The following is a 25,611-nucleotide window of genomic DNA, read 5'->3' on the forward strand; positions in this document are numbered from 1 at the left end:
CTCAGGGAGCCTCGGCCACCGTGAAGTGCCGGTCGGGGCCGGGGCTTTCGAGTTCGTCCAGTACGGCGACCGCCAGGTCCTCGGCGCTGATCCGGGACTGCCCGTCGGCCCCGAGGAGCAGGGTGTCGGTGCCGCGCCGGTAGCGGCCGGTCCGTTCGCCGGGCTGCAGTACGGCCGGTGGGCTCAGGTAGACCCAGTCGGCGCCGGCGTGGGCCCGGCAGGCGCGCAGCTGGGCCACGCCGGCCCTCGCCACGGCCCGGTACGCGTCCGGCACATAGCCGGGGTTCTCGGCGACCGGCAGCTCCGGGTCGCCGGGGCTGCGCAGGGCGCCGGCTCCACCGACCACGAGGACGCGGATCCCGAGCCGCGCGGCGGCGTCCAGCACCGTCCGGGTGGCACCGACCAGGAACTCCTGGTCGGCCGGGAACGTCCGCACGGTCAGTACGACGGCGTCGGCGGACGACCGCGCGAGTGCCTGCCGTACGGCGGCCGGGTCGGTCACGTCGACCGCGACCGGTGTCACGTCCGGGCTCTCACTCGCCGGCTTCCGGGACAACGCCAGCACGCGGTGTCCGTGCGCGCTCGCCTCGGTGACCACCCGGCCACCGACCATCCCGGTGGCCCCGAGCACGGCGATGGTCATGCGCTGCACCGTCACGTCCATCGACCCCTTCGCCCCCTCCATCTCCTGCGTCCCCTTCATTCCCTTCATCCCTTTCGTCATCGGGCCTCTTCTCCTTCTCCGTTCCGGTCGTCTTCCGTCCTGCGGGGCCGAGTTGGGCGGCGACCAGCGCGGTCAGCGCGAGGGCGAAGCCCAGGGTCTGCAGGGGGCTCAGCGACTCGCCCTGCGCGATCCCGATGACGGTCGCGACCAGCGGGGAGAGCAGCACCAGCGGTGCGGACGCGGCGACCGGCAGCCGGCCGATCCCGCGGAACCACAGCGTGTAGGCGATCAGTCCGCCCATGCTGCCGAGCCACAGATAGCCGCCGGCCGCGCCCGCGTCGATCCGCTGCGGCACCCCCTCGGTCACCAGGGTCAGCGGGAGCAGCAGCAGCCCGCCGACGGTCAGTTGCCAGCCGGTCAGGGCCAGCGGGCCGACGCCCGGCGGGCGGCCCCAGCGCTTGGTGAGGACGACCCCGGCGGCCATGGTGGCCGTATGGCCGAGGCCGGCGAGCACGCCCACGGCGTCCAGCCGGGCCCCCGGTCCGAGCACCACCAGGCCCACGCCGATCACACCGAGCACGCCCCAGGCCAGCCGCCGGGCCGTCGGCCGGTCGTGGAGCACCGCGAGGCCCAGCCCGGCGGCCAGCAGCGGCTGGGCGGCGCCGAGGGTGGCGGCGACACCGCCGGGGAGCCGCTCGGCGGCCACGAACAGCAGCGGCATCGGGCCGATGTTGAGGAGGCCGAGGACAGCGGTCTTCCACCACCACGGTCCGCGCGGCAGCACCCGGGTGATCGCCAGCGCGAGCAGCCCGGCGGGCAGGGCCCGCATCAGGCCCGCGAACAGCGGGTGCCCGGGCGGGAGCAGCCGCGTGGTGATCGCGTAGGTGGTGCCCCAGGACGCGGGTGCGAGCGCGGTCAGCAGGACGGTCGCGGCCTGCGCCTTGTAGCGATGCATGGGGGAAGTCTCGGGCGCGGGCATCCATGTTTCCAAAGCATGGTTGTCATGGCAGCCATGAAGGAGAACGATTGATCCGTGGACCTTCAGCAGCTGCGTTACGTCGTCGCCGTCGCCGACACCCTCAACTTCACCCGGGCCGCGGAACGGTGTCAGGTGGTGCAGTCCGCGCTGAGCCACCGGATCGCCGCGCTGGAGCGGGAGTTGGGGGTGCGGCTGTTCGCCCGGTCCAGCCGCCGGGTCGAGCTGACCGGTGCCGGCGCGGCGTTCCTCGTCGGCGCGCGCGAGTGCCTGGCCGCCGCCGACCGCGCGGCGGCCGACGCCGCCGCCGCGACCGGCGTGGTGCGCGGGCGGCTCGCCGTCGGCGTGATCGTGACCACGGCCGCCGTCGACGTGCCCGAGCTGCTGCAGCGGTACCGCGCCCAGCACCCCGGCGTGCGCGTGGTCCTGCGGTCCGGGCGCAGCGACGAGCTGGCGGCGGCGATCCGCGCCGGGGAGCTGGACATCGCCTTTCTCGGCCTGCCGGAGGGCGAGCGGCCGGCCGGTCTGGAGACCGTCGTCCTCGATCACGACCGGCATGTCCTGGTGGTGCCGGCCGGGCACCGGCTGGCGGGCGCCACCCGGGTCACGCTGGCGGGGATCGCCGGGGAGACGTTCGTGGACTTCGTGGCCGGGACGCCCGCCCGCGCCCAGTCCGACCTGGCGTTCGCCGCCGCGGGCCTGGCGCGTGACGTCGCCTACGAGGCGGGGGTCGTGGAGCTGATCACCCGGCTGGTCGCGCGCGGGCTCGGCGTCGCGCTGCTGCCCTCGGCGTTCATCCGGCCGCTCGCCGAGGACGATCCCCGGCTGGCCCTGGTCCCGGTGGTCGACGGGCCGCGCCGTCTGGAGTATCTGGCGTGGAGCCGTTTCAACCCCAGCCCGGCCACCCGGGCGATGCTCGACGTCCTCGGGGTCAGAGCGCCCTGACCGGCTGGGCGGCCCCCTCTGCGGCCGGCCGTACGGCCGCGGGGTGCGTCGCGGGGCGCGGGGTCGCCGTGCCGGCCAGCAGGCGCAGGGCCGCGTCGGACGGGGAACCGGGCTCGGCCGTATAGGCGATGAGGCGCTGGCCCGAGGATCCGGGCAGGTCGAGGTTCTCGAAGCTCAGCTCCAGGGCGCCGACCGCCGGATGGCGCAGGGACTTGGCCCCCGAGGTGCAGGTGCGGACCGGGTGCCGGGCCCAGAGCGCGGTGAACTCGGCGCTCTGGATGGACAGTTGGCCGATCAGTTCGGCGAGGGCGCGGTCGCCGGAGTGGCGGCCTGCGACCAGGCGCAGGGAGGCGACCGCGAGCAGGGCCTCCTCCTTCCGGTCGGCGTACAGGTCCCGGTACCGCTCGTCCAGGAACAGCATCCGGATCAGGTTGGGGCGCTCCCCCGGCGTGTCCGGGGCCTCCCAGGGCAGATGGGGGGCGAGCAGCGCGTGCCCGAGCCGGTTCCAGGCGAGGACGGCGCCGCGCCGGTCGAGGATGAGCGCGGGTACGTCGGTCATGGCCGCGAGCAGCTGACGGGCCGACGGGGTCGCCTGCTGCACACGGGGCGCGGCGGGACGGCGGGCGCGGGCGGGGCGGGCCAGGTCCTTCAGGTGGGCCGTCTCGTCCTCGGTGAGCCACAGGGTGCGGGCGATCGCCTCCAGCACGGAGTCCGAGACACCGGCCGCGCGGCCCTGTTCGAGGCGGGTGTAGTGGGTGATGCTGACGCCGGCGAGCAGGGCCAGCTCCTCGCGGCGCAGGCCGGCGACGCGGCGGCGGGTCGGCGGGGTCGCGAGCCCGACGTCCTCGGGCCGCAGTGCGGCGCGGCGGGACTTGAGGAATTCCCCCAGCTCGGACGGGGCGTCCATCGATGCCTCCCGGATGTCGGGTGTTCCCGGCCGCGGGGCGGCCGTCGCCCATCATGCCCGGCGGGCCGCGCGGGCGGGAGCCATGAGGGTGGTCATGCGGTGACCACCCACGCGCGGGCCGGTCGGCGGGCGGTTCTGGCTGGGCCGGCGGGACGGGACGAGCCTCTTTCTCCGCAGCCCCTGTGAGGGAACCCGCGAGGAAGGAAACCACCGTCATGTCCACCATCGCCGAGCAACGGGCGGGCACCGCCCCCGCCGTTCTCACACCGCGCCTCCGTCTGGTGCTGGTGGTGCTGCTCGCGGCCCAGTTCATGCTGGCCGTGGACTTCTCGATCCTGAACGTGGCGCTGCCGGTGATCGGCGCGGGACTCGGCTTCCCGCTGGCGCATCTGCAGTGGATCGGCACCGCGTTCGCGCTGTGCGCGGCCGGGTTCACGCTGCTGTTCGGGCGGGTCGCCGATCTGTACGGCCGTCGCCGGCTGTTCCTCGGCGGGCTCGTGGTGCTCGGCGCGGCCTCGCTGGCGGGCGGGCTGGCGCAGAGCCCGGAGGTGCTGATCGCGGCCCGCGTGTTCCAGGGCCTGGCCACCGCCGCCGTGACCCCCGCGGGCCTGTCGCTGCTGACGACCTCCTTCCCGGAGGGTCCGCTCAGGGAGAAGGCGCTCGGCCTCAACGGGGCGCTGATGTCGGCCGGTTTCACCACCGGCGCGATCCTGGGCGGTCTGCTGACGGACCTGCTGTCGTGGCGGTGGTCGTTCTTCATCAACGTCCCGGTCGCCGTCGCCGTCCTGCTCGTCGCGCCCTCCGTCATCGCCGAGTCCCGGCCCGCAAAGCGGCCGAAGCTGGACGTGCCCGGTGCCGTCACCGTCACGCTCGGCCTGCTCGCCGTCGTCCTCGGCCTCACCCAGGCCGGCGAGCACGGCTGGGGTTCGCCCGCGGCCCTGCTGCCGCTGGCCGCCGGGGCGCTGCTGCTGATCGCGTTCGGGGCCGTCGAGCGGCGGGTGCCCGCGCCGCTGGTGCCGCTCGGCGTGCTCGGCAGGCGGACGGTGGCCTGGGGCAATGCCGCCGGTCTGATCGCGTTCGTCACCGAGACGTCCCTGGTGTTCCTGCTGACCCTCTACCTCCAGAAGGTGCTGGGCTTCTCCCCGCTGGCCGCCGGGCTGTCGTTCGGGGTGCTGGGCGTCGGCACGGTCGTCGGCGGTGCGCTCGCGCCCCGGGTCATCGGCCGGGCCGGCGCGACACCCGCGCTGGTCGCCGGTGGCCTCGTCCAGACCGTGTTCACGGCGGCCCTGCTCGGTCTCGGCACCGGCCGCTCCTCGCTGTGGCTGCTGCTCACCGCCACCTTCGCCGGGGGTGTGGGCAACATGCTGGTGATCGTCGGCTTCATGGTCACGGCCACGTCGGGTCTGGCCGACCGCGAGCAGGGGCTTGCCACCGGGTTGGCCACGATGACCCAGCAGGTCGGGATCACCCTGGGTACGCCGGTGATGAGCGCGGTCGCCACGGCCGCGATGAGCGGTGCCGGCGCGGGGGTCCTTGCCGGACTGAAGACGGCGATCGGGGTGAACGCGGGGCTGGTACTCCTCGGCACGCTTGCCAGTGCGCTGTTCCTCGGGCGGCGGCCGTCTCGGAAGGTGCGGCAGTAGTCCGGCCGCGGGTGCGTCGCGGCTCGCCGCACCCGCGGTTTCGGTGAAGCGGGCCCAGCTGCCGCGGTGGGCCGGGATCACCCGGCGGGCGGCGAGCAGCCGGGCCGCGGCCGCTGCTCCCCGGCCGCCGAGCACGCCCTCGCCGCGCTCGCCGCCGACCTGCTCACCGGCCCCGACGCCGACCGCCTCACCGCCTGCGGCTCCGCTCCCTGCAGCCGGTACCTGCTGCGCCACGGCCGCCACCACTGGTGCTCCGCCCGCTGCGGTGACCGCGCCCGTGCGGCCCGCCTACGCCCGCCGCACGGGCCGGGCCGAGGAGGACTGAGCACCCCCGTGGTCGTACGCCGGAGGCGACTGGTCGGGGCGCTAGCAGTACGGCGCCTGGTGGCCGAGCGAGGCGGCCGCTCGCATCCACGCCCCGAGCTGCCGGTAGAGGGCGGGCGGCCGGCCGGTCGCGCGGATCGTACGGCTGTCGTCGGCCGTCACGCCCGGGATGCCGAGGAGCGTGGCGGCGACGGACGCGGACTGCCGGCGGCGCCGGAGGGGACCGTGACGACGGACGGGCCCCACGCCGTCATCTCCGCACACGCCACGTCGTCACCGGTGAGGGCCACCACGGCACCCCGAGCACCGCCGCCGTGGCATGGGCGAGGCCGATCTCACGGACCGGCCGTCCCGCCCGTCCGCCCGTCCGTCCCTCCAGCCCCATGTCCTCGATCTCATGGCCCATAAAACTGTGACTGAACACACCCGGGGCGCCGGCCCGGGAGTGGTAGTCGACACACTGCGCGGCGTCGTGCCCCCCCGGCGAGGCGGCCAGCGCGCCCCGCACGGCGGCATTGACATCTTCGGCCATCATGGAACGGCCGCGCTCGTAGTCCGGCCACCCGGCTGGACGTCGTCGGCGTCCACGAGCCCGGTGACGCCTTCCATGTCCACGCTGAGGCAGATACGCACGGCGTCGACCCCATCCCGACCCTACGTATTGTAGTTTCCCAACCGCCAACGGCCGCAGGGCTGTTCATTCGTCTGCTCACCGGGGGACCCATGCAGGACACGGAATCGGAGGCCGGCGGGGAGGTGTGTGCGCGTAGTCTGGCGCCGACACTGACCCTCCTGGCCGTCAGCCTCCTCGTCGCCGCCGTAGGCGTGTACGAACTGTGCGGTTTCGGTCTGCACAGCCTCGACCGCCGCCCGCACCTGTTCAGTGACGGCCTCGCCACCGGCGGGGTGATCGTCGCCGCGGTCGCGGCCGGTGCGGCGGTGGGCAACCTGGCCTGGCATCTGATGGCGGCCCGGCGCGGCGGGGGAAGGGCCGGGTAAGAGGCACGCCCCGGGGAGGGGCTGGGTAAGAGTCCCTCCGCGAGGAGGGGGTGGGTAAGAGCGGATGCCGGTACGCTCCGGATGCACGGACGTACTGCCCTACAAACTGTAGGGTGATCGTCTGCCCCATCCCTCTCCATCCAAGGTGACCAGTCACCATGTGCGCTCAGCAGTCGACCCTGACCCCCGCGAAGGTCCCCGGCCAGCGCGGTCCCCACCGCGAGTTCCGGATGCCCGCGCCCAGCCCCCGGCTGCGCGCGGCGGCGGCCTCGGCCACCGTGTGGTACCTGCGGCTGATCGCCGTCTTCAACATCATCGCGGTGATGTCGTTGCCGTTCCGCAAAGAGGTGGAGGAACACAACGACGGCAAGCTCTTCACCGCACGCCACGTACACGCGCACACGCACCACTCCGGCCAGTTCTTCACGCCGTACCTGGCCACCGCCGGCCTGGTCTCGGCCGCGGCGGCGATCTTCCTGGCGCTGGTGATGCGGCGCGGGAAGCGGGCCGCGTGGGTGGTCAACCTGCTGCTGGCCGGCCCGCTGTTCGTGCTCTACGTCCTCGCCCTCAGCCAGCACCCGTTCCGCGACCACGCCTTCAACTGGGTCTCCACCGCCCTCACCGGCCTCTTCGTGGCCGCGCTGCTGATCGGCCGCCGGGAGTTCAACGCCGTCGGCGACCCGTCCAACCCCAAGCTGGCGCTGGTCGTCGGCACCGGTGGTGTCGTACTGACCGGCGGTATCGGCACGCTCCTCGTGCACGCCACCAACAAGCTGCCGGGCGCGTCCCTTCCGGAAGAGCTGGCCTACAGCCTGCTGCGCGGCATCAGCGTCGGCCCGCTGGCCGACCGGGTCGACTCCGTGCACGCGCCCCGCTGGGTCGACATCATCCTCAACATCCTGCTCGCCGCGGCCTTCTGCCTGGTCCTGTACGCCTGCTTCCGCTCGCCGCGCGGCCGCCAGCTGCTCACCGCCGACGACGAGGAGAAGCTGCGCGGGCTGCTCGCCAAGCACGGCTCCCGCGACTCCCTCGGCTACTTCGCGCTGCGCCGCGACAAGGCCGCGATCTTCTCCCCCACCGGCAAGGCGGCCGTCACCTACCGCGTCGTCGGCGCGGTCTCCCTCGCCTCCGGCGACCCGATCGGCGACCCCGAGGCCTGGCCCGGCGCCATCGAGGCCTGGCTCGCCGAGGCCCGTCGGCACGCCTGGACCCCGGCCGTCATGGGCGCGAGCGAGGAGGCCGGCACGATCTACGCCCGGCACGGCCTGGACGCCCTCGAACTCGGCGACGAGGCGATCGTCGACATCGCCGACTTCACCCTCGAAGGCCGCGCCATGCGCGTGGTCCGCCAGGCCCACAACCGGGTCAAGCGGGCCGGCTACACCGTCCGCGTCCGCCGCCACGAGGACATCCCCGCGGACGAGATGGCCCTGCTCGTCAAGCGCGCCGACGACTGGCGCGACGGCGCCACCGAACGCGGCTTCTCCATGGCCCTCGGCCGCCTCGGCGACCAGGGGGACGGCCGGTGCGTGATGCTGGAGTGCCGCGACGCGAACGACGAACCGCGCGCCCTGCTCAGCTTCGTCCCCTGGGGCGAGCACGGGCTGTCGCTGGACCTGATGCGCCGCGACCGCGACAGCGAGAACGGCCTGATGGAGTACATGGTGGTGGAACTCCTGCTCCAGGCGAAGGAGTTGGGCATCAAGCGGGTGTCGTTGAACTTCGCGATGTTCCGCTCGGTCTTCGAACGCGGCGCCCGCCTCGGCGCGGGCCCCGTCCTGCGCCTGTGGCGCTCCACCCTCACCTTCTTCTCCCGCTGGTGGCAGATCGAGTCCCTGTACCGGGCCAACGCCAAGTACCGCCCGGTGTGGGAACCCCGCTTCCTGCTCTTCGCCAAGTCCAGCGACATCCCCCGCATCGGCCTGGCGAGCGCCCGCGCGGAAGGGTTCCTGACCCTGCCCGGGATGAGCGACCCCCAGCCGTAGAGCTGGGCGTCCGCCAGACGTGGAGCTGGGCGACCACAGCCGTAGGGCGACCGCGGGAACCGGAGGAGAAGCCGGCGCCCGCGGCGCTCAGCCGCCCACGGTGAAACCGATGACCGCTCCGCCGCCCTCCCGCCGGAAGGCGAACGGCGCTCCGCCGTGCGCCATGGCGACCTCCCGCACGATGGACAGGCCCAGCCCCGATCCCGGCAGGGACCTGGCGTCCGCGGCCCGGTAGAAGCGGTCGAAGATCCGGATGAGGTCGCCCTCGGCGATACCGGGCCCCCGGTCCAGCACCTCCACCCGCACGGTCCCCGTGCGGGCCGGCCCGGTGATGTTGATCTCGATCGGCGCCTTCCCGGCCCGGTCGAACTTGGCCGCGTTCTCCACCAGGTTGGACATGGCCCGCTGCAGCATCCCGGGCCGCCCGTCGGTCGTCGTGTCCCCGCTCGCCCGCAGCACGATCTCGCGTCCGGTGCGCCGCTTGGCGAGCCCCACGACCTCCTCGGCGATGTCGGCGAGGTCCACCCGCTGGGCCGGCTCGGTGTCCGACTGCCCGGCGGCGAGGTCGACCAGCTCGTTGACCAGGTCGGTCAGTTCCCGCGCCTCCTGGCCGAGGTCGGCGACCAGTTCCTCCCGGGTGGCGGGGGGCAGCTCGTCGATGCGCCGCAGCAGCGAGATGTTCGTCCGCAGGGACGTGAGCGGCGTACGCAGTTCGTGCCCCGCGTCCTGGACCAGGCGCCGCTGGTCCTCCTCGGACTGCGCGAGCCTGCCCAGCATCCGGTCGAAGGCGCGGCCTAGGCGCCCCACCTCGTCCAGCCCGGCCACCGGCACCTCGATGCCCAGCCGGCGGGTGCGGGCCACGTCCTCGGCCGCGGAGGTGAGGATCACCAGGCGCCGGGTGATCCGCCGGGCCAGCCACCACCCGAAGAGGCCGGCGGCCACCACGACCGCCGCCATCAGGATCAGCGTGCGCTGCTGCAGCGTGCGCAGCAGGTCCTCGGTGTCGCTGAACTCCTGCGCGACCTGGACCGCGCCCCGCCCGTCGCCGAGCGAGACGGTGGCGATACGGAACAGGTCCTCGTCCACCCGTACGTCCTTGTGCTCGACGACCTTCCCGGCCGTCGTCGCGAGCGCCATCGCCTTGTCACGGGAGGTGACGGGCAGGACGGGGTTGCCGTGGTCCACGATCTGGCCCTGTGCGCCGAGGACCTGCACATCGGTGCGGGCGGGCCGGACCAGGTCGTGCCCGGGGCGGGAGGAGGAGAAGTCCTCGGGGACCATCTCGTGCTGCCGTACCTCGTCCCGCACGTCCTGCACGACCTGCGAGAACACCGACTGCTGGTCGACGCGGACAAGCCGCGCCGCGCTGCCGTACGACAGGATGCCGACGAGGATCGTGACGGCGGCGGTGACGGCGGCGAAGGAGACGGCGAAGGTGGTGCGCAGGGAGACCAGCTTGGGTCGGCGCCGGGCCAGCAGCCGCCGCAGGCGGCCCACCTAGTCCTCCCGGAGCACGTAACCCACGCCCCGCACGGTGTGGATCAGCTGCGGTGCGCCGGGCTCGTCGAGCTTGCGGCGCAGGTAGCCGACGTACACGGCGAGGTTCTTCGAGCCGGGCCCGAAGTCGTAGCCCCAGATCCGGTCGTAGATCGTGGAGTGGTCGAGGACGATGCCCGCGTTGCGCACCAGCAGTTCCAGCAGCTCGAACTCGGTGCGGGTCAGCTCCAGCTCGCGCTTGCCGCGCCAGGCCCGGCGGGCCTGGAGGTCCATGCGGATGCCGGCCGCCTCGACCTGCCGGTCGGAGATCTGGACGTCCCGGCCGCCCGTCTCGGCACCGCCCCCGGCGCCCCCGCCGGCGGGCACCGGGCTGGTACGGCGCAGCAGGGCCCGCAGCCGGGCGAAGACCTCTTCCACGTCGAACGGCTTGACCACGTAGTCGTCGGCTCCGGCGTCGAGGCCCGCGATCCGGTCGGCGGTCTCCACCAGCGCGGTGAGCATCAGGATCGGCGTACGGTCGCCCTCGGCGCGCAGCACCCGGCAGACCTGCAGCCCGTCGATGCCCGGCATCATCACGTCGAGCAGGAGGATGTCCGGCGGCGTCTTGTGGGCCTGCGCCAGCGCTTCCACGCCGTCGGCGACCGCCGTCACCTCATACCCTTCCAGCGTCAGGGCACGCTCCAGGGCATGACGGATGGCACGGTCGTCTTCAGCGAGCAGCACAGTCTGGGGCACACCCCCAGTTTGCCAAGGCCTCCGGCGGTTCGGTCGGGACGAGCGGACCTACGATCACCCTTTTTACCGGCCTCTCACCGTCACAAGGGCAACCGGAAGCCGCCGCCTACCGTCCTCTCACCTTGCCCCAGCGCCCCCCGCCGCCGAGGCTGGACCCCGCCAGCCACGCGACACCGGCCCCCGCCAGACAGGCGGCAGCGGCCACCGCCGACGAGACGACCCCGCACGCGCCAGCCCGGCACCCCCAGACCACACACGCCAGGAATCCGGGCCCCAGCCAACCGTCTCGGCCCCCTCAGCCGACCACCCAATCCCCGCCAGACACGCGGCAGCGGCCACCGCCGGCCCGGCGACCCCGCACACGTCAGCCCGGCGTCCCCGGACCACACAAGCCAGGAACCCGGGCCCCAGCCAGCCGCCCCGGGCGCCCCCAGCCCGTGCCGTCCCCCCGTCACGGAACAAGCACCAGCCGCCCCCGTGCTCCGCCCTCGGCCAGGCGTGCGTGTGCCTTGGCCGAGTCCTCCAGGGGGTACGTCTGGGCCACTCGCAGGGTCAGCGCGTCCTTGTCCACCAGGCGGACCAGTTCCGCGAGCTGTGTTCCGTCGGGGCGGACCCAGACGTTCTCCATGCGGACCCCGCGCTCCGCCTCGGGCAGTACCCCGTCACGGACCGCGACGAACGCGCCGCCGTCCCGCACCCACTCCAGCGCGGGCGCCCCGAGCACGGCGGCGTCCAGCACCGCGTCCACCCCGCCCCGCTCGATCCCGTCGGCCGTGAAGCGCGCGGCGCCCAGGGAGCGCACCAGCTCCTCGTCACCGGCACGGGCGTGCCCGACGACCTCGATCCCCCGGTGTGCCGCCAGCTGCACCGCGAAGCCGCCGACCGCCCCCGCCGCGCCGGTCACCAGCAGCGAGGCGCCCGGCGCCAGGTCCAGCAGGTCCAGGGCCTGCAGCGCGGTCAGCCCGTTCAGCGGCAGGGTGCCCGCGTGCACCGCGTCCACCGAGGCGGGCGCCGCGGCCACCGCGTCCGCGTCCACGACGACGTACTCGGCGTGCGCACCCAGCGGTTCGGCCACGCCCGGCACCAGCGCCACCACCGGCTCACCGATCCGCCAGGCGGCCGGCGCGCCCACCGCGTCCACCGTGCCGGCCACGTCCCAGCCGAGGCCCAGTGTCTTGCCGGCCCCGCCGAAGAAGCCGGCGCGCACGGCCGCGTCCACCGGGTTCAGCGCACCCGCCGCCACCTTGATCCGCACCTGCCGCGCCCCCGGCTCCGGCACCGGCACATCCGCGATCTCCACGCTCTCCGGACCGCCGAACGACCTCACCACAGCAGCACGCATGTCAATTCCCCCTAGAAGAAAGGTGTTTGATGGGTTTCGCGGCATCTCTTCGACCCGCGCCGCCAACCGTAGGAGAGCTACTATCCATCGGAAAGTAGTTACCTGAGAGTGCGTAGCTGACCCAGAGGTGAGCCCATGGCGACCACGACCGCAGCCCAGCGCCGCGAACAGGCACGCGTCGACTACGACGCCTTCCTGCGCGAGTGCCCCACCAACCAGCTCCTCGGCCGGCTCAGCGACAAGTGGGTCGGCCTCGTCGTCGCCGCCCTGGCCGTCGGCCCGCAGCGCTACAGCGACATCGGCCGCAGGATCGCGGGCGTCAGCCCCAAGATGCTCACCCAGACCCTGCGCGCCCTGGAGCGGGACGGCATCGTCAGCCGCACGGTCACCCCGTCCGTCCCGGTCCGCGTCGACTACGAACTCACCCCGCTGGGCGCCAGCCTCGCCGGCCTGCTGACCGCCGTGAAGACCTGGGCGGAGACCCACTTCGAGGAGGTACGCGCGGCCCGCGAGCGCTATGACACCGAGAACCCGGCGTAACGACCCGGCGTAACGCACCCGGCCTCAGAACGCGTACACGTCCCCCGTGTTCAGCACGAGCACCTTCAGCCGGTCGTTCGACCGGTACTTGTCCACCGTGCCGCCGCCCCACGCCGTGTCGGTCTCCAGCGTGACCTCCGAGGGCCTCTCGTGCAGCCGTACCAGCACATCCAGCGGCTCGCCCGCCCCGTTCACCGCCAGCGCGCCCGTCGCGCACACCACCGTCCGCTCGTCCTCGCGGACGCACCGCGCGGGCAGCTGCTGCGTCTCGGCCAGCGCCACCGACCAGCGCAGCCGCACGGTCGCGCCGGTCACCGCGGCGGGCCCCTTGTTGCGCGGGGTCAGCCGCACCTCCACCCGGTCCCCGCTCATCGCCGCGACCCCGTGAAAGGCCAGGTCGGCCTCGGGCGCGGGAACCGGAGCCGGATCGGCCACGGCGGCCCCCGGCACCACCGCCCCGACGGCACAGGCCCCCGTCACCACCCATGTCCACATCCGCACGCCGCTCACCACTCCACGCTCGCGATCCCGCTGCCGTACGGATGTATGCCACCAGGGCCGCCGCACAGGCGCCGTCCAACAGGTGACACGCTGCCCTGTATGTCGATCCTCCGCTCCGCCGCCCTGTTCGTCGTCGCCGCCCTCTTCGAGATCGGCGGCGCCTGGCTGATCTGGCAGGGCGTGCGCGAGCACCGGGGCTGGCTGTGGATGACCGGCGGCGTGCTGGCCCTCGGCGCGTACGGGTTCGTCGCCACCTTCCAGCCGGACGCCCACTTCGGCCGCATCCTGGCCGCGTACGGCGGGATCTTCGTGGCCGGCTCGCTGCTGTGGGGCGCGGTCGCCGACGGCTACCGCCCGGACCGCTGGGACATCACCGGGGCGCTGATCTGTCTCGCCGGGATGGCCGTGATCATGTGGGCCCCGAGAAACGGCGGCTGAGCCTCACTTAAGCTGGGAGGCCACCGCCAGCACACCCTCGGATCACAGGAGCTGCCCATGGCCCCCGCCTCCCGCATCGCCATCGTCACCGGGGCGAGCAGCGGCATCGGCGCCGCCACGGCCCGGCAGCTCGCGGAGGCCGGCTATCGCGTCGTCCTCACCGCCCGCCGCAAGGACCGTATCGAGGAGCTGGCGGAGCAGCTGACCAAGCTGGGCCACTCGGCGCTGGCGTACCCGCTGGACGTGACCGACCGCGCGGCGGTGGACGAGTTCGCCACCGCCTTCCAGACGATCGGCGTCCTGGTCAACAACGCGGGCGGCGCCCTCGGCGCGGACCCGGTGGCCACCGCCGACCCGGCCGACTGGCGCACGATGTACGAGACGAACGTCATCGGCAGCCTGAACCTCACCCAGGCCCTGCTGCCGAAGCTGGTGGCGAGCGGCGACGGCGTGATCGTCGTCGTCTCCTCCACCGCCGGCCACGGCACGTACGAGGGCGGCGGTGGCTATGTGGCCGCCAAGCACGGCGCGCACGTCCTCGCCGAGACCCTCCGCCTGGAGATCGTCGGCCAGCCGGTCCGCGTCATCGAGATCGCGCCCGGCATGGTCAAGACCGACGAGTTCGCCCTGACCCGCTTCGGCGGGGACGAGGCGAAGGCCGCCAAGGTCTACGAGGGCGTGGCCGAGCCCCTCACGGCGGACGACGTGGCGGAGACGATCACCTGGGCGGTCACCCGCCCCAGCCACGTCAACGTCGACCTGCTGGTCCTGCGCCCCCGCGCCCAGGCCTCCAACACCAAGGTCCACAGGGAGTCGTGATGTCCGAGGCCCCCGAGTCCCCCGACGCCGCCGACTCCGCCGCCGACTCCCTGGAGAAGCGCCGCCTGGCCCAGGAGGCCAAGGACGAACGCAAGGTCTGGTACTTCCTGGGCTACTTCCTGTTCGGCATCCACATCGTGGCGTTCGTCATGATCTACGCCGTACGGCACGGTCACTGACGGCGCACCGGCGTCAGCCCTTCACGCACACGACCTGCTTGAGCTTCGCGACGACCTCGACCAGATCCCGCTGCTGGTCGATGACCTGGTCGATCGACTTGTAGGCGCCCGGGATCTCGTCAACGACGCCGGAGTCCTTGCGGCACTCCACGCCCCGGGTCTGCTCCTCCAGGTCCTTCGTCGAGAAACGCTTCTTCGCCGCGTTACGGCTCATCCGCCGACCCGCGCCGTGCGAGGCCGAGTTGAAGGCCAACTCGTTGCCGAGGCCCTTCACGATGTACGACCCCGTGCCCATGGAGCCCGGGATGATCCCGTACTCGCCGGAGCCGGCCCGGATCGCTCCCTTGCGGGTGACGAGCAGGTCCATGCCCTCGTACCGCTCCTCCGCCACGTAGTTGTGGTGGCAGGAGATCTCCGGCTCGAAGGTCGGCTTGGCCTTCTTGAACTCCTTGCGGATCACGTCCTTCAGGAGCGCCATCATCAGGGTGCGGTTGTACTTGGCGTACTCCTGCGCCCAGAACAGGTCGTTGCGGTAGTCCGCCATCTGCGGGGTGTCCGAGACGAAGACCGCCAGGTCGCGGTCGACCAGGCCCTGGTTGTGCGGGAGCTTCTGGGCCACGCCGATGTGGTGCTCGGCGAGTTCCTTGCCGATGTTGCGGGAGCCGGAGTGGAGCATGAGCCATACGGAACCGGTCGTGTCTATGCAGACTTCACAGAAGTGGTTGCCGGATCCGAGCGTTCCCATCTGCTTGTGCGCCCGCTCCTGACGGAACTTGACCGCTTCCGCGACCCCGTCGAACCGCCCCCAGAAGTCGCTCCACCCGGCGGTCGCCAGCCCGTGGAAGTCCCCCGGCTCGACCGGATCCTCGTGCATCCCCCGGCCCACCGGAATCGCCTGCTCGATCTTCGAGCGCAGGCGGGACAGGTCGCCCGGGAGGTCGTTCACCGTCAGTGACGTCCTGACCGCCGACATCCCGCAGCCGATGTCCACCCCGACCGCCGCCGGGCACACCGCGCCCTGCATGGCGATGACGGAGCCGACCGTCGCGCCCTTGCCGTAGTGCACGTCCGGCATCACGGCCAGGCCCTTGATCCACGGCAGGGTCGCCACGTTCTGGAGCTGGTGCAGGGCCACGTCCTCGACCGTCGCGGGATCCGTCCACATCCGGATCGGGACCTTCGCGCCCGGCATCTCTACGTACGACATATCTTCCTCATTCCCCCGAAAACAACAGCAAAATTCTACAAAAGACTTAGAAGCAACAGAAAGGAAAAATGGCGCCAGAGTCGATGAAAAGGGACAAGGGACCGGCGGCCACGGCAGCACGTGCGATACACATTGTCTCCAGGGGGCGCCCCGCTGCGGCAAGCGAATAACCAGCGGGGACACTGGAGCACCGAGCAAGCGCACGTCCGAGAGGAGCCCGACCGTGCAGCGGAAGGCGTACGTAACCGGCACCGCCGCCCTCCTTGCGGCGGTGCTGGTCGGCTGCACGAGCGGCTCGGGCGGCGGCAGCCCGACGGACAACGCCAACCCTGGCGACTCCGGTACGACCACGGCGGCCGCCCAGCCCGGCAAGTACCGCACGCTGCCCGAACCCTGCCGCGCGGTCGGCCACGACACCCTCGACTCGATGCTGCCGGGGATCAAGCAGCTCGCCGACCCCGCGCAGCGGGACAAGGCCTACCAGGGCGACGCCGCACTGACCTACGACACCGACCGCAAGGTCGGCTGCCGCTGGAAGGTGGAGTCCCCGGACGCCACGGACCGCCTCTCGGTCGACTTCGAGCGCGTGGTGTCGTACGACAACACGGTCAGTGACGACGACCAGGCGAAGAAGCTGTTCGAGGACATGGAGACGGCGGCCGACCTGCCCGAGCCGAGCGACTCCTCGACCACGTCCGGGACGCCGACACCCACGTCCACGCCCACGTCCACTCCCACGGGCACGTCGTCGCCGTCGGCCTCGCCGGCGTCCGGTGGCAGCCCCTCGGCCTCGCGGTCCCCCTCCGGCTCGCGGTCCCCCTCCGGCTCGGGGTCGCCCTCGGGCTCGGGATCCCCCTCGGGGTCGCCCTCTCCCGATGCCTCCGCGGCCGATCTGCAGCCGCGGGTGCTGTCCGATCTCGGTGACGATGCGTACATCGACGACCAGCTCGGTTCGTCCGGTTCCACGGCCGAACAGCGGACGGTGACTGTGGTGTTCCGCACGTCCAATGTCGTCGTCACCATCGAGTACGAGGAGCAGCCGATGGCCACCGGAACGGTCCCCGACAGCAAGGAAATGCAGGACAGGGCCCGTGATCTGGCGTCTCAACTGGACGACGCGCTGGCCGGTTGACGGCGCCGGGGTCCGCGCGCCCCGCCGTACGCAAAGCAGCCGAACGGAAACCGCGCAGCTGCCTCACCGCGTACCGTGGGCCCCCGCAGGAACCCGCACGACCACCGAGTGTCATGAGTGAAGGAACCATGCAGCGAGCAGCCCAGCGAGTCGACCGTGCCCAGCCGAAGACGCGTGGCAAGCGCCTGAGCCGTGTTCTTGTCTGCGCGGCAGCCGTTCCGGCGGTGCTGATCACCGCCGCCTGCTCGTCGGGCTCGGGCGACTCCAAGAACAAGGGCACAGGCAGCAGTGCGCAGCAGTCCGCGGGCGGCAGCCAGACGTCGGCGAGCGCTTCCCCTACCGTGCAGGCGGCGGCGTACAAGAAGCTCCCCGACGCGTGCGCGGTGCTGTCGAAGAAGACCCTGACGGATCTGGTGCCGAAGGGCACTTCGGGCAAGAAGGGCAGTTCGGACGATCCGTCGTCGCGGGCCTCCTGCTCCTGGAGCAGCCTGGACAACAACGGCGTCAAGGGCTCGCAGTTCCGCTGGCTGAACGTCTCCCTGCTCCGCTTCGACTCGGACACCGCGCGCGGCTCCGGTGAGGCGCAGGCCCACACGTACTTCGGTCAGCAGGTCAAGGACGCCGAGGGGGTGGACGGCGCGAAGAACACCAAGGAGATCCCGCTGTCCGGCACGGGCTCGGAGGCGACGGCCGTCCGCTACGACCTGCAGAAGAAGGAGGGTCTGTTCAAGCAGCAGACGGTGGTCGCGCGGGTCGAGAACGTGGTCGTCACGCTCGACTTCAACGGCGCCGGTCTCGCGGGCGAGCAGACCCCGGACGCCGACGATCTGACGAAGTCGGCGGAGCAGGCGATCAAGGAGGCGGTCGGGGCGGTGACGTCCGCCAACGGCGCGTCCTCGTCCGGTGGTTCCGCCGCCTCGGCTTCGCCGTCGCAGTCGGCGTCCAAGGCCCCTTCCAAGTCGGCCTCTTCCAGCGCTTCTCCGTCCAAGTCGGCCGCGAAGCAGGGCTGACCGAGGGGTCCGAAGCCCCGACCGGTACCACGCCCGCCCCGCGCGTGTGCCACCCTGTTGCGCGCAACAACAGGCAAGGGGAGGGGAGTACGAGTGGCCGCGCCACCGCAGCTGACTCGGATGCACCGCATACTCATAGGCGTGGTCGTGACCGGCGCCTTGATCATCGCCGGTATCGGCTTCGCCGGCTCGTACGCGGCTGTCCGTGAGCTTGCCATCAAGAAGGGCTTCGGGAACTTCTCCTATGTGTTCCCGGTCGGCATCGACGCGGGCATCTGCGTCCTGCTGGCCCTGGACCTGCTGCTGACCTGGATCCGCATCCCCTTCCCGCTGCTGCGTCAGACGGCGTGGCTGCTGACGGCGGCGACGATCGCCTTCAACGGCGCCGCCGCCTGGCCGGACCCGTTGGGTGTCGGTATGCACGCGGTGATCCCGATCCTGTTCGTGGTCGCGGTGGAGGCGGCCCGGCATGCGATCGGCCGGATCGCCGACATCACCGCCGACAAGCACATGGAGGGCGTCCGCCTGACCCGGTGGCTGCTCTCCCCGGTCCCCACCTTTCTCCTCTGGCGCCGTATGAAGCTGTGGGAGCTGCGCTCCTACGAACAGGTCATCAAGCTGGAGCAGGAACGTCTCGTCTACCAGGCCCGCCTCCGCAGCCGCTTCGGCCGGGCGTGGCGCAGGAAGGCTCCGGTGGAGTCCCTGATGCCGCTGCGCCTGGCCCGCTACGGCGTCCCCCTGGCGGAGACGGCCCCGGCGGGGCTGGCGGCGGCGGGCATAGACCCGGTCCTGCTGCCCCCGGCACCGCAGCAGCCGCAGCTGGCGGCGGCCGTCGACCCCGCCGCGGTCGCCGGCGGGCGCGGCGCGGGCGCGGCGCCCGCCCCGCAGCGAGCGGCGCCTCCCGGCGGGCGGCGCCCGGAGGAACCCCCGGTGGACGACCAGAGCCCCTGGTTCCAGGCCCAGCAGCAGATCGAGTACCACGGCGGCTACGACCCTTCCTACGAGCCGCCTCCGGAGCCCCAGTACGTTCCTGAGGAGCAGTACGAGGAGTGGTACGAGGAGCAGCCCCCGGAGCAGTTCCAGCAGCCCTCCCCCGAGGACACCGGCAGCTTCCCCATCCCGGTGGGCCCCAACCGCACCCGCGAACTCGGCGAGGGCGGCGGCACACCGGAGCCGGAGCCGACCGACGACGACTTCTACCAGGTCTTCCGGAAGTCGATCGACGGCAGCTATCCCACCGGGGCGCAGCTCAGGGAGGACGTGGAGGCGACCTTCGGCATGACGCTGCCCGCGCGTGAGGCCGAACGCCTGGTCAAGGTCTTCGCCGATCGGCACTCCCGGGAACTCCAGGAAGAACACATCGCATAACGGCACAAGTAAGGAAGGGGCCCTCCGCGCGGAGGGCCCCTTTTTCTTACGCGGTTTCCTACGGGTTCTTACTCGCCGAGCAGCCTGCGCACCCGCTCCTGCCCCACCGCGAGCAGCAGCGTGGGCAGCCGCGGCCCGGTGTCCCGCCCGACCAGCAGGTGGTACAGCAGGGCGAAGAACGTCCGCTGGGCCGTCTTGATCTCCGGCGGCAGCTCCTTGGGCGTGGCGTCGGCCGAGAAGCCGGCCTGGACCTTCGGCACGCCGTACACGAGGTGGGTCAGGCCGTCGAGCGACCAATGCTCGGCGAGTCCGTCGAGCAGCAGCCGTACCGACTGCCGGGACGCCTCGTCGAGGGACTTCAGCAGCTCGGCGTCGGGCTCGTCGCGCACGATGGTCCGCTGGTCGGCCGGCACGTGGGTGTTGATCCACGCCTCGGCCTTGTCGTACCGCGGCCGGGCCTCGTCCAGGGACGCCAGCGGCTGCTCCGGGTCCAGCTCGGAGAGGATGCGCAGCGCCTGGTCCTCGTGGCCGGCGGTGATGTCGGCGACGGAGGCGAGCGTGCGGTACGGCAGCGGACGCGCCGTCCTCGGCAGCTCACCGGCGGCCGTACCGACGGCGCGGGTGTGGGCCGCGACGTCCGCCGGCAGCGCGGAGCCGTCGGCGACCTTGCCCGCCAGCTTGTCCCACTCGTCGTAGAGCCGCTGGATCTCCTGGTCGAAGGCGATCTTGAAGGACTGGTTCGGCCTGCGGCGGGCGTACAGCCAGCGCAGGATCTGCGGCTCCATGATCTTCAGCGCGTCGGCGGGCGTGGGCACCCCGCCGCGCGAGGAGGACATCTTCGCCATGCCGGAGATGCCCACGAACGCGTACATGGGCCCGATCGGCTGCTTGCCGCCGAAGATGCCGACGATCTGCCCGCCGACCTGGAAGGAGGAGCCGGGAGACGAGTGGTCGACGCCGCTCGGCTCGAAGACGACGCCCTCGTACGCCCAGCGCATCGGCCAGTCGACCTTCCAGACCAGCTTGCCGCGGTTGAACTCGCTGAGCCGGACGGTCTCGGTGAAGCCGCACGCGGTGCACGTGTACGACAGCTCGGTGCTGTCGTCGTCGTAGGAGGTGACGGTGGTCAGGTCCTTCTCGCAGTTGCCGCAGTACGGCTTGTACGGGAAGTAGCCGGCGGAGCCGGAGCTGCCGTCGTCCTCGGAGGCGGCGCCCGAGCCCTCCTCGGCCTCCAGCTCGGCCTCGTCGACGGCCTTCTGCTGCTGCTTCTTCGGGGCCTTCTTCGTGCGGTACTGGGCGAGGATCGCGTCGATGTCGCCGCGGTGCCCGATGGCGTGCAGGATCTGCTCGCGGTAGACACCGGAGGTGTACTGGGCGGTCTGGCTGATGCCGTCGAACTCGACCCCCAGCTCGGCCAGCGAGGCGGTCATCGCGGCCTTGAAGTGCTCGGCCCAGTTCGGGTACGACGACCCCTTCGGCGCCGGGACCGAGGTCAGCGGCTTGCCGATGTGCTCGGCCCAGGACTCGTCGACCCCGGCGATGCCGGCCGGGACCTTGCGGTAACGGTCGTAGTCGTCCCAGGAGATCAGGTGCCGGACCTCGTACCCACGGCGGCGGATCTCGTCGGCGACCAGGTGCGGGGTCATGACCTCGCGGAGGTTGCCCAGGTGGATCGGGCCCGAGGGGGACAGGCCGGACGCGACGACAACGGGTTTACCCGGGGCCCGGCGCTCCGACTCCTCGATGACCTCATCCGCGAAACGGGAGACCCAGTCGGTGGTCTCGGTGCTCTGAGCCACGATCGGCACGTCCTTCTTTCTGAACGGGGTGACACCCCATTCTCACAGACCGGCTCGCGCCCGCGAAAACGGCTTTACCTGCCATGGGATACTGGCCGGGTCTATCCATCCCCACGAGGAGAACGGCACCCCTTCCTATGGCCTCGGTCACGCCCCTCAGCGATTCGGTCCAGCAGCACCTCGCGTCCGCCCTCTCGGCCACTCTGCCCGAGGCCGCCGGCGCGGACCCGCTGCTGCGACGAAGCGACCGGGCCGACTTCCAGGCCAACGGCATCCTGGCGCTGGCCAGGAAGGCGAAGGCGAACCCGAGGGAGCTGGCGACGCAGGTCGTCGCCCAGGTGGTCACGGGCGACGAGCTGATCAAGGACGTCGAGGTCTCGGGCCCCGGCTTCCTGAACATCACGATCGCGGACCGGGCGATCACCGCGAACCTGGCCGCGCGGTACGCGGACGAGACCGGCCGCCTCGGCGTGCCGACCGCCGCGCACCCGGGCACGACGGTGGTCGACTACGCGCAGCCGAACGTGGCCAAGGAGATGCACGTCGGCCACCTGCGCTCCGCGGTGATCGGCGACTCGGCGGTGCGGCTCATGGAGTTCACCGGCGAGAACGTGATCCGCCGGCACCACATCGGCGACTGGGGCACGCAGTTCGGCATGCTCATCCAGTACCTGGACGAGCACCCGCACGAGCTGGACCACAAGGACACCCGGGTCACCGGTGAGGAGGCGATGTCGAACCTCGACCGCCTCTACAAGGCCGCGCGGAAGAAATTCGACGCCGACGAGGAGTTCAAGACGAGGGCCCGGCGCCGCGTCGTCGACCTCCAGGCCGGCGACCCGCACACCCTCGCCATGTGGCAGAAGTTCGTGGACGAGTCGAAGATCTACTTCTTCTCCGTCTTCGAGAAGCTGGACATGGAGATCCAGGACCCGGACATCGTCGGCGAGTCGGGTTACAACGACATGCTGGCGGAGACCTGCCGACTGCTGGAGGAGTCGGGCGTCGCGGTCCGCAGCGAAGGCGCCCTGTGCGTCTTCTTCGACGACATCCTGGGCCCGGACGGCAACCCGGTCCCGCTGATCGTCCAGAAGTCGGACGGCGGCTACGGCTACGCGGCCACCGACCTGTCCGCCATCCGCGACCGGGTCTTCAACCTGAAGGCCAACACCCTGCTGTACGTGGTGGACGCCCGCCAGTCCCTGCACTTCAGGATGGTCTTCGAGACGGCGCGCCGGATCGGCTGGCTGGGCGACGACGTCACGGCGGTCCAGCTGGCCTTCGGCACGGTCCTCGGCAAGGACGGCAAGCCGTTCAAGACCCGTGAGGGCGAGACGGTCCGGCTGGTCGACCTGCTCGACGAGGCGATCGACCGCGCGTCGGCCGTCGTCCGGGAGAAGGCCCAGGACCTCTCCGAGGAGGAGATCGCCGAGCGGGGCGCCCAGGTGGGCGTCGGCGCGGTGAAGTACGCGGACCTGTCGACGTCCGCGAACCGGGACTACAAGTTCGACCTGGACCAGATGGTGTCCCTGAACGGCGACACCTCCGTCTACCTCCAGTACGCCTACGCCCGTATCCGGTCCATCCTCCGCAAGGCCGGGGAGACCCGCCCGGCCGCGCACCCGGAGCTGGAACTGGCCGGCATCGAGCGCGTGCTGGGCCTCCACGTCGACGCCTTCGCGCAGACGGTGGCGGAGGCGGCGGCGGAGTACGCCCCGCACAAGCTGGCGGCGTACCTGTACCAGCTCGCGTCCCTGTACACGTCCTTCTACGACAAGTGCCCGGTCCTGAAGGCCGAGACGCCGCAGCAGGTGGAGAACCGCCTCTTCCTGTGCGACATCACGGCCCGCACCCTGCACCAGGGCATGGCCCTGCTGGGCATCAGGACCCCCGAGAAGCTCTGACGCCTGCGTTCTGCGCGGCAAGCGCCCCGGCCTGACGTACCAGGGCCTCTCGTACCGCCTCCGGTGCGAGGACCCGCAACGGCGTGCCGAGGCCCAGCAGATAGCGGGCCAGGCCGTCCGGGTCGGGGCCGCCGACCTCGGTGATCGTCGCGTCGGGGCCGTCGGGGCGGTGGGTGCCGACCGTGGCGGGGACGATCCGCAGCGCCTCCCGCAGGGGGAGCGGGAGGCGGACGGTCGCCGTCAGCGGGTAGGGGCCGTTCGCGATGTTGCGGGAGACCAGGTCGGCCGGGTCCGGGGGGTCGGTGAGGTCCGCCGGGTGCCCGGTGGGCCGGACGCGGTCGACGCGGTCCGCCCGGAACGTCCGCCACTGGCCCCGCGCCACGTCCCGCGCGACGAAGTACCAGCGCCGGCCGGTGTGGACGAGGCGGTACGGGTCGATGTCCCGGACGGACGGCCGTCCCTGCGCGTCCGTGTACGACAGCCGGGCCCGCTCCCCTCTCCGGCACGCCGCCGCCAGCTCCAGCAGCAGGCCGGGGCGGATGGGCGCATCGCCGGACCCGGGCAGGCGTACGAAGGCCTCGTCCAGCTCGCCGAGGCGGTCCGCGATCCGCCAGGGCAGGACCTGGCGCAGCTTCAGCATGGCGGACAGCGCCGCCTGGTCGCCGCCCAGCGCGGCCTCGCTCAGCCCCACCGCCACGGCCAGCGCCTCCTCGTCGTCGAGGATCAGCGGCGGCACGCGGGAGCCGGCGCGCAGGCGGTAGCCGCCCCAGGGACCGGCCTCGGAGTCGACGCGGTAGCCGAGTTCCCTGAGCCTTGCCACGTCCCGGCGGACCGTGCGGTCGGTGACCGCCATGCGCTCGGCCAGTTCGGCACAGGTCCAGGACGGCCGGGAGGACAACAGGGACAGCAGCCGCAGCAGGCGGGCGGAGGCGCCGATCACACACAGAAGTCTCGCATGACCAGGACCGGAACTGTCCTGGTCATGTCCTAGCGTCTTGCCCATGACCACGGACACCGCTTCCGCACCCGCGTTCCGCTACGCCGCCGTCACCTTCGACTGCGCCGACCCCGCCGAACTTGCCCGTTTCTACGGTGAGTTGCTCGGCATGTCGGTCCTCTACTCCACCGATGACTTCGTTCTGCTCGGCAAGGAGGGCTCGACCGGTCTCGGCTTCAACCGCCTGGCCGACTACCGCCCGCCCACCTGGCCGGACCCGGCGCAGGAGAAGCAGGCGCACATCGAGCTGGGCGTGGACGACCTGGACCTCGCCGAGCGGCAGCTGCTCGAACTGGGCGCCGCCAAGCCCGGGTTCCAGCCGGGCGGGGAGCGGTGGCGGGTGCTGCTGGACCCCGCCGGGCATCCGTTCTGCATCACGACGCTGGTCTAGTGCCCCTGCCGGGGCACCAGGGCAGGCAAGACCGCTAGGACACGCCGCGTCCGCCGTCCGCATGGACGGCGTTCACCGCGTCGTTCCAGTGACCGAAGTGACCGTAGGGCCCGTCGGGCCGCTCGCCCGTCCCCGGACCCCCGCCGGCCGGGCCTCCGTCACCGCCTCCCCGGCGTGACCGGCGGCCCCGGCCGCCGCGCGGTGTCCGCTGCGGCCAGAACAGCACATACGCCGCCGAGCCGATGCAGAACGCCAGGCGGATGAGGCCTCGGGTGGAGTCCGAGGGGACCACCAGCGCACTGCCGTAGAGGGAGATGAGGGCGATCCAGCTGACCCAGGGGACCAGGCGCCGCTGGCCGATGGAGTCCCACAGGAGGGTGCCGAGGAGGACCGAGGCGTTGTAGTACGTGTACACGCTCGGGTCCAGCAGGATGCGCGCGTCGGCGGCAAGGAAGATCACTGCCGGCCAGCGCTCGCGGCGTACGGCGAGCGCGCCCAGGGCCGTGCCCAGGGCCATCTGGGCGGGGCGGTCCCACCACGGTGTCTCGGGGTCGTGCACGCCGAACCAGCGGAGCGAGGAAGCCTGCTGGTTGGGGATGGTGAAGTGGGCCGCGTGCAGGGTCTCCAGGTGGCTCAGATAGAAGGGCAGCCAGGCGACCGCGACCAGGCCGAAGGCCCAGGCCGCCGAGCGCAGCCGGACCGGGCGCGGCAGGGCCAGCAGCAGTGGGAGGAAGCCCACCGCCCACGGTTTGGAGTCGACCGCCAGGGCCAGGAAGACGCCCACCGCCGTCGCGTTGCCGCGGACCAGCGCGCGCACGGCGAGCGTGGTGAAGAACAGGGCGAGGACGTCGTCGAGGTGGGCGAAGCGGACCGAGACCTCGACCCACATGGGGATGAAGGCCGCTCCGGCGATCAGGACGCGCTGCTGGAGGCGTTTGTGGTTGACGCCGGTGCCGCGGTTGTACTCGGCTGCCGCGCGGCCGACCAGGACGAGCATGTACAGGCCGAGGCCGGACATGAACGCGTCGGCCAGTTTCTCACCGACGTCGGCGGGGAAGGGTGCGAAGAGACCGGCGACGAGGAAGCTGACGGGGCCGATCTGCAGCTCGGGATGGTTGGCGTACAGGGCGAGGCCGCCGCCGGGGGCCTGGTTGAAGAGCAGTTGCTCGCCTTCGCGCAGGTAGTGCCAGGACACGGCCCCGTGGCGTTCGGCCAGGACGAACCAGACGGCCGTCCACAGGGTGAGCAGCACGATGTGCCACCGCACCGGGTAGCGCCCGATCCGCACGTTCCTCCATCCCTCCCGTAA

Annotated in this window: 24 protein-coding genes and 2 pseudogenes; 14 read left to right on the top strand and 12 right to left on the bottom strand. The window is 72.1% G+C overall.

What is annotated here, in order from left to right; genetic code table 11:
* Position 1: 1 nt before the first annotated feature.
* Both AB0L75_RS22820 and AB0L75_RS22825 read right to left on the bottom strand, forming a co-directional pair.
* Positions 2-643, bottom strand: a complete 642-nt coding sequence (locus AB0L75_RS22820; RefSeq protein WP_365183607.1) for an NAD(P)H-binding protein — start codon at positions 641-643, stop codon at positions 2-4.
* Complete coding sequence (locus AB0L75_RS22825; RefSeq protein ID WP_365183609.1) at positions 534-1,619, bottom strand: EamA family transporter; 1,086 nt, start codon at positions 1,617-1,619, stop codon at positions 534-536. Before AB0L75_RS22825 ends, AB0L75_RS22820 begins: the two co-directional genes overlap by 110 nt.
* 78 nt (positions 1,620-1,697) lie before the next feature.
* Here AB0L75_RS22825 and AB0L75_RS22830 point away from each other — a divergent pair, with 78 nt between their 5' ends.
* Positions 1,698-2,585 (top strand): LysR family transcriptional regulator, encoded by an 888-nt coding sequence (locus AB0L75_RS22830; protein ID WP_365183612.1) that lies wholly within the window; start codon positions 1,698-1,700, stop codon positions 2,583-2,585.
* Here AB0L75_RS22830 and AB0L75_RS22835 read toward each other — a convergent pair.
* Complete coding sequence (locus tag AB0L75_RS22835) at positions 2,572-3,492, bottom strand: helix-turn-helix transcriptional regulator (protein ID WP_365183615.1); 921 nt, start codon at positions 3,490-3,492, stop codon at positions 2,572-2,574. The genes AB0L75_RS22830 and AB0L75_RS22835 overlap by 14 nt on opposite strands.
* 215 nt (positions 3,493-3,707) lie before the next feature.
* Between AB0L75_RS22835 and AB0L75_RS22840 the strand changes: the two genes are divergently transcribed.
* Together AB0L75_RS22840 and AB0L75_RS22845 are read left to right on the top strand one after the other, a co-directional pair.
* A complete protein-coding gene (locus AB0L75_RS22840) occupies positions 3,708-5,135 on the top strand; it encodes an MFS transporter (RefSeq protein WP_365183617.1) in 1,428 nt (475 codons plus the stop codon).
* 129 nt (positions 5,136-5,264) lie between these two features.
* A pseudogene (locus AB0L75_RS22845) lies at positions 5,265-5,460 on the top strand (CGNR zinc finger domain-containing protein); the annotation flags it as partial.
* A 41-nt stretch (positions 5,461-5,501) separates the two neighbouring features.
* Here AB0L75_RS22845 and AB0L75_RS22850 read toward each other — a convergent pair.
* A pseudogene (locus AB0L75_RS22850) lies at positions 5,502-6,092 on the bottom strand (M55 family metallopeptidase).
* Between the two features lie 90 nt (positions 6,093-6,182).
* Here AB0L75_RS22850 and AB0L75_RS22855 point away from each other — a divergent pair.
* On the top strand, positions 6,183-6,458 hold the full coding sequence (locus AB0L75_RS22855) for a hypothetical protein (RefSeq protein WP_365183619.1): 276 nt from the start codon (positions 6,183-6,185) through the stop codon (positions 6,456-6,458).
* Between the two features lie 230 nt (positions 6,459-6,688).
* Positions 6,689-8,443, top strand: a complete 1,755-nt coding sequence (locus AB0L75_RS22860) for a phosphatidylglycerol lysyltransferase domain-containing protein (RefSeq protein ID WP_365183742.1) — start codon at positions 6,689-6,691, stop codon at positions 8,441-8,443.
* Positions 8,444-8,530: 87 nt separating this feature from the next.
* Here AB0L75_RS22860 and AB0L75_RS22865 read toward each other — a convergent pair whose 3' ends face one another.
* The 3 genes from AB0L75_RS22865 to AB0L75_RS22875 all read right to left on the bottom strand — a co-directional run bounded on the left by AB0L75_RS22865 (position 8,531) and on the right by AB0L75_RS22875 (position 12,017).
* Entirely contained in the window at positions 8,531-9,940 is a 1,410-nt protein-coding gene (locus AB0L75_RS22865; protein WP_365183621.1) for a HAMP domain-containing sensor histidine kinase, read from the bottom strand.
* Positions 9,941-10,675, bottom strand: coding sequence for a response regulator transcription factor (locus AB0L75_RS22870; RefSeq protein ID WP_365183623.1), 735 nt, complete (start codon positions 10,673-10,675; stop codon positions 9,941-9,943).
* A gap of 451 nt (positions 10,676-11,126) precedes the next feature.
* Complete coding sequence (locus AB0L75_RS22875; protein WP_365183624.1) at positions 11,127-12,017, bottom strand: NADP-dependent oxidoreductase; 891 nt, start codon at positions 12,015-12,017, stop codon at positions 11,127-11,129.
* 135 nt (positions 12,018-12,152) lie between these two features.
* Here AB0L75_RS22875 and AB0L75_RS22880 point away from each other — a divergent pair, with 135 nt between their 5' ends.
* On the top strand, positions 12,153-12,557 hold the full coding sequence (locus AB0L75_RS22880) for a helix-turn-helix domain-containing protein (RefSeq protein WP_365183626.1): 405 nt from the start codon (positions 12,153-12,155) through the stop codon (positions 12,555-12,557).
* Positions 12,558-12,581: 24 nt separating this feature from the next.
* Here the strand turns inward: AB0L75_RS22880 and AB0L75_RS22885 are convergent, their stop codons facing one another.
* Complete coding sequence (locus tag AB0L75_RS22885; protein ID WP_365183627.1) at positions 12,582-13,067, bottom strand: hypothetical protein; 486 nt, start codon at positions 13,065-13,067, stop codon at positions 12,582-12,584.
* A 90-nt stretch (positions 13,068-13,157) separates the two neighbouring features.
* Between AB0L75_RS22885 and AB0L75_RS22890 the strand changes: the two genes are divergently transcribed.
* Genes AB0L75_RS22890 through AB0L75_RS22900 form a run of 3 tightly spaced genes read left to right on the top strand, consistent with a single transcriptional unit; the run spans position 13,158 to position 14,494 of the window.
* On the top strand, positions 13,158-13,496 hold the full coding sequence (locus AB0L75_RS22890; RefSeq protein WP_365183630.1) for a YnfA family protein: 339 nt from the start codon (positions 13,158-13,160) through the stop codon (positions 13,494-13,496).
* Between the two features lie 57 nt (positions 13,497-13,553).
* Complete coding sequence (locus AB0L75_RS22895) at positions 13,554-14,315, top strand: SDR family NAD(P)-dependent oxidoreductase (RefSeq protein WP_365183632.1); 762 nt, start codon at positions 13,554-13,556, stop codon at positions 14,313-14,315.
* Entirely contained in the window at positions 14,315-14,494 is a 180-nt protein-coding gene (locus AB0L75_RS22900) for a hypothetical protein (RefSeq protein WP_365183634.1), read from the top strand. The genes AB0L75_RS22895 and AB0L75_RS22900 overlap by 1 nt, the downstream gene beginning before the upstream one ends.
* Before the next feature lie 13 nt (positions 14,495-14,507).
* Here the strand turns inward: AB0L75_RS22900 and AB0L75_RS22905 are convergent, their stop codons facing one another.
* Complete coding sequence (locus AB0L75_RS22905; protein ID WP_365183637.1) at positions 14,508-15,701, bottom strand: RtcB family protein; 1,194 nt, start codon at positions 15,699-15,701, stop codon at positions 14,508-14,510.
* Between the two features lie 223 nt (positions 15,702-15,924).
* On the opposite strand from AB0L75_RS22905, the gene AB0L75_RS22910 reads away from it, so the two are divergent.
* The 3 genes from AB0L75_RS22910 (at position 15,925) to AB0L75_RS22920 (ending at position 19,211) form a co-directional block, all read left to right on the top strand.
* Positions 15,925-16,833 carry a DUF3558 domain-containing protein gene (locus tag AB0L75_RS22910; protein WP_365183640.1) on the top strand — a complete coding sequence of 303 codons (909 nt, stop codon included), beginning with the start codon at positions 15,925-15,927 and terminating at the stop codon, positions 16,831-16,833.
* 128 nt (positions 16,834-16,961) lie between these two features.
* Positions 16,962-17,843 (top strand): DUF3558 family protein, encoded by an 882-nt coding sequence (locus AB0L75_RS22915; RefSeq protein WP_365183643.1) that lies wholly within the window; start codon positions 16,962-16,964, stop codon positions 17,841-17,843.
* Between the two features lie 120 nt (positions 17,844-17,963).
* Positions 17,964-19,211, top strand: a complete 1,248-nt coding sequence (locus AB0L75_RS22920; RefSeq protein ID WP_365183646.1) for a DUF2637 domain-containing protein — start codon at positions 17,964-17,966, stop codon at positions 19,209-19,211.
* Between the two features lie 68 nt (positions 19,212-19,279).
* On the opposite strand, the gene lysS is transcribed toward AB0L75_RS22920, so the two are convergent.
* Positions 19,280-21,019 carry a lysine--tRNA ligase gene (gene lysS, locus AB0L75_RS22925; RefSeq protein WP_365183649.1) on the bottom strand — a complete coding sequence of 580 codons (1,740 nt, stop codon included), beginning with the start codon at positions 21,017-21,019 and terminating at the stop codon, positions 19,280-19,282.
* A gap of 128 nt (positions 21,020-21,147) precedes the next feature.
* Here lysS and argS point away from each other — a divergent pair, with 128 nt between their 5' ends.
* A complete protein-coding gene (gene argS / locus AB0L75_RS22930; RefSeq protein WP_365183652.1) occupies positions 21,148-22,914 on the top strand; it encodes an arginine--tRNA ligase in 1,767 nt (588 codons plus the stop codon).
* On the opposite strand, the gene AB0L75_RS22935 is transcribed toward argS, so the two are convergent.
* On the bottom strand, positions 22,892-23,854 hold the full coding sequence (locus tag AB0L75_RS22935) for a YafY family protein (protein WP_365183655.1): 963 nt from the start codon (positions 23,852-23,854) through the stop codon (positions 22,892-22,894). The two genes, argS and AB0L75_RS22935, sit on opposite strands and share 23 nt — an antisense overlap.
* A gap of 61 nt (positions 23,855-23,915) precedes the next feature.
* Here AB0L75_RS22935 and AB0L75_RS22940 point away from each other — a divergent pair, with 61 nt between their 5' ends.
* Positions 23,916-24,302: a VOC family protein gene (locus AB0L75_RS22940; protein ID WP_365183658.1), complete on the top strand. Its 387-nt coding sequence runs from the start codon at positions 23,916-23,918 to the stop codon at positions 24,300-24,302.
* Between the two features lie 34 nt (positions 24,303-24,336).
* Here the strand turns inward: AB0L75_RS22940 and AB0L75_RS22945 are convergent, their stop codons facing one another.
* Positions 24,337-25,590 carry a hypothetical protein gene (locus AB0L75_RS22945; protein WP_365183661.1) on the bottom strand — a complete coding sequence of 418 codons (1,254 nt, stop codon included), beginning with the start codon at positions 25,588-25,590 and terminating at the stop codon, positions 24,337-24,339.
* Between the last annotated feature and the right edge of the window lie 21 nt (positions 25,591-25,611).

The organism is Streptomyces sp. NPDC052101, assembly GCF_040680235.1.
GTDB lineage: Bacteria > Actinomycetota > Actinomycetes > Streptomycetales > Streptomycetaceae > Streptomyces.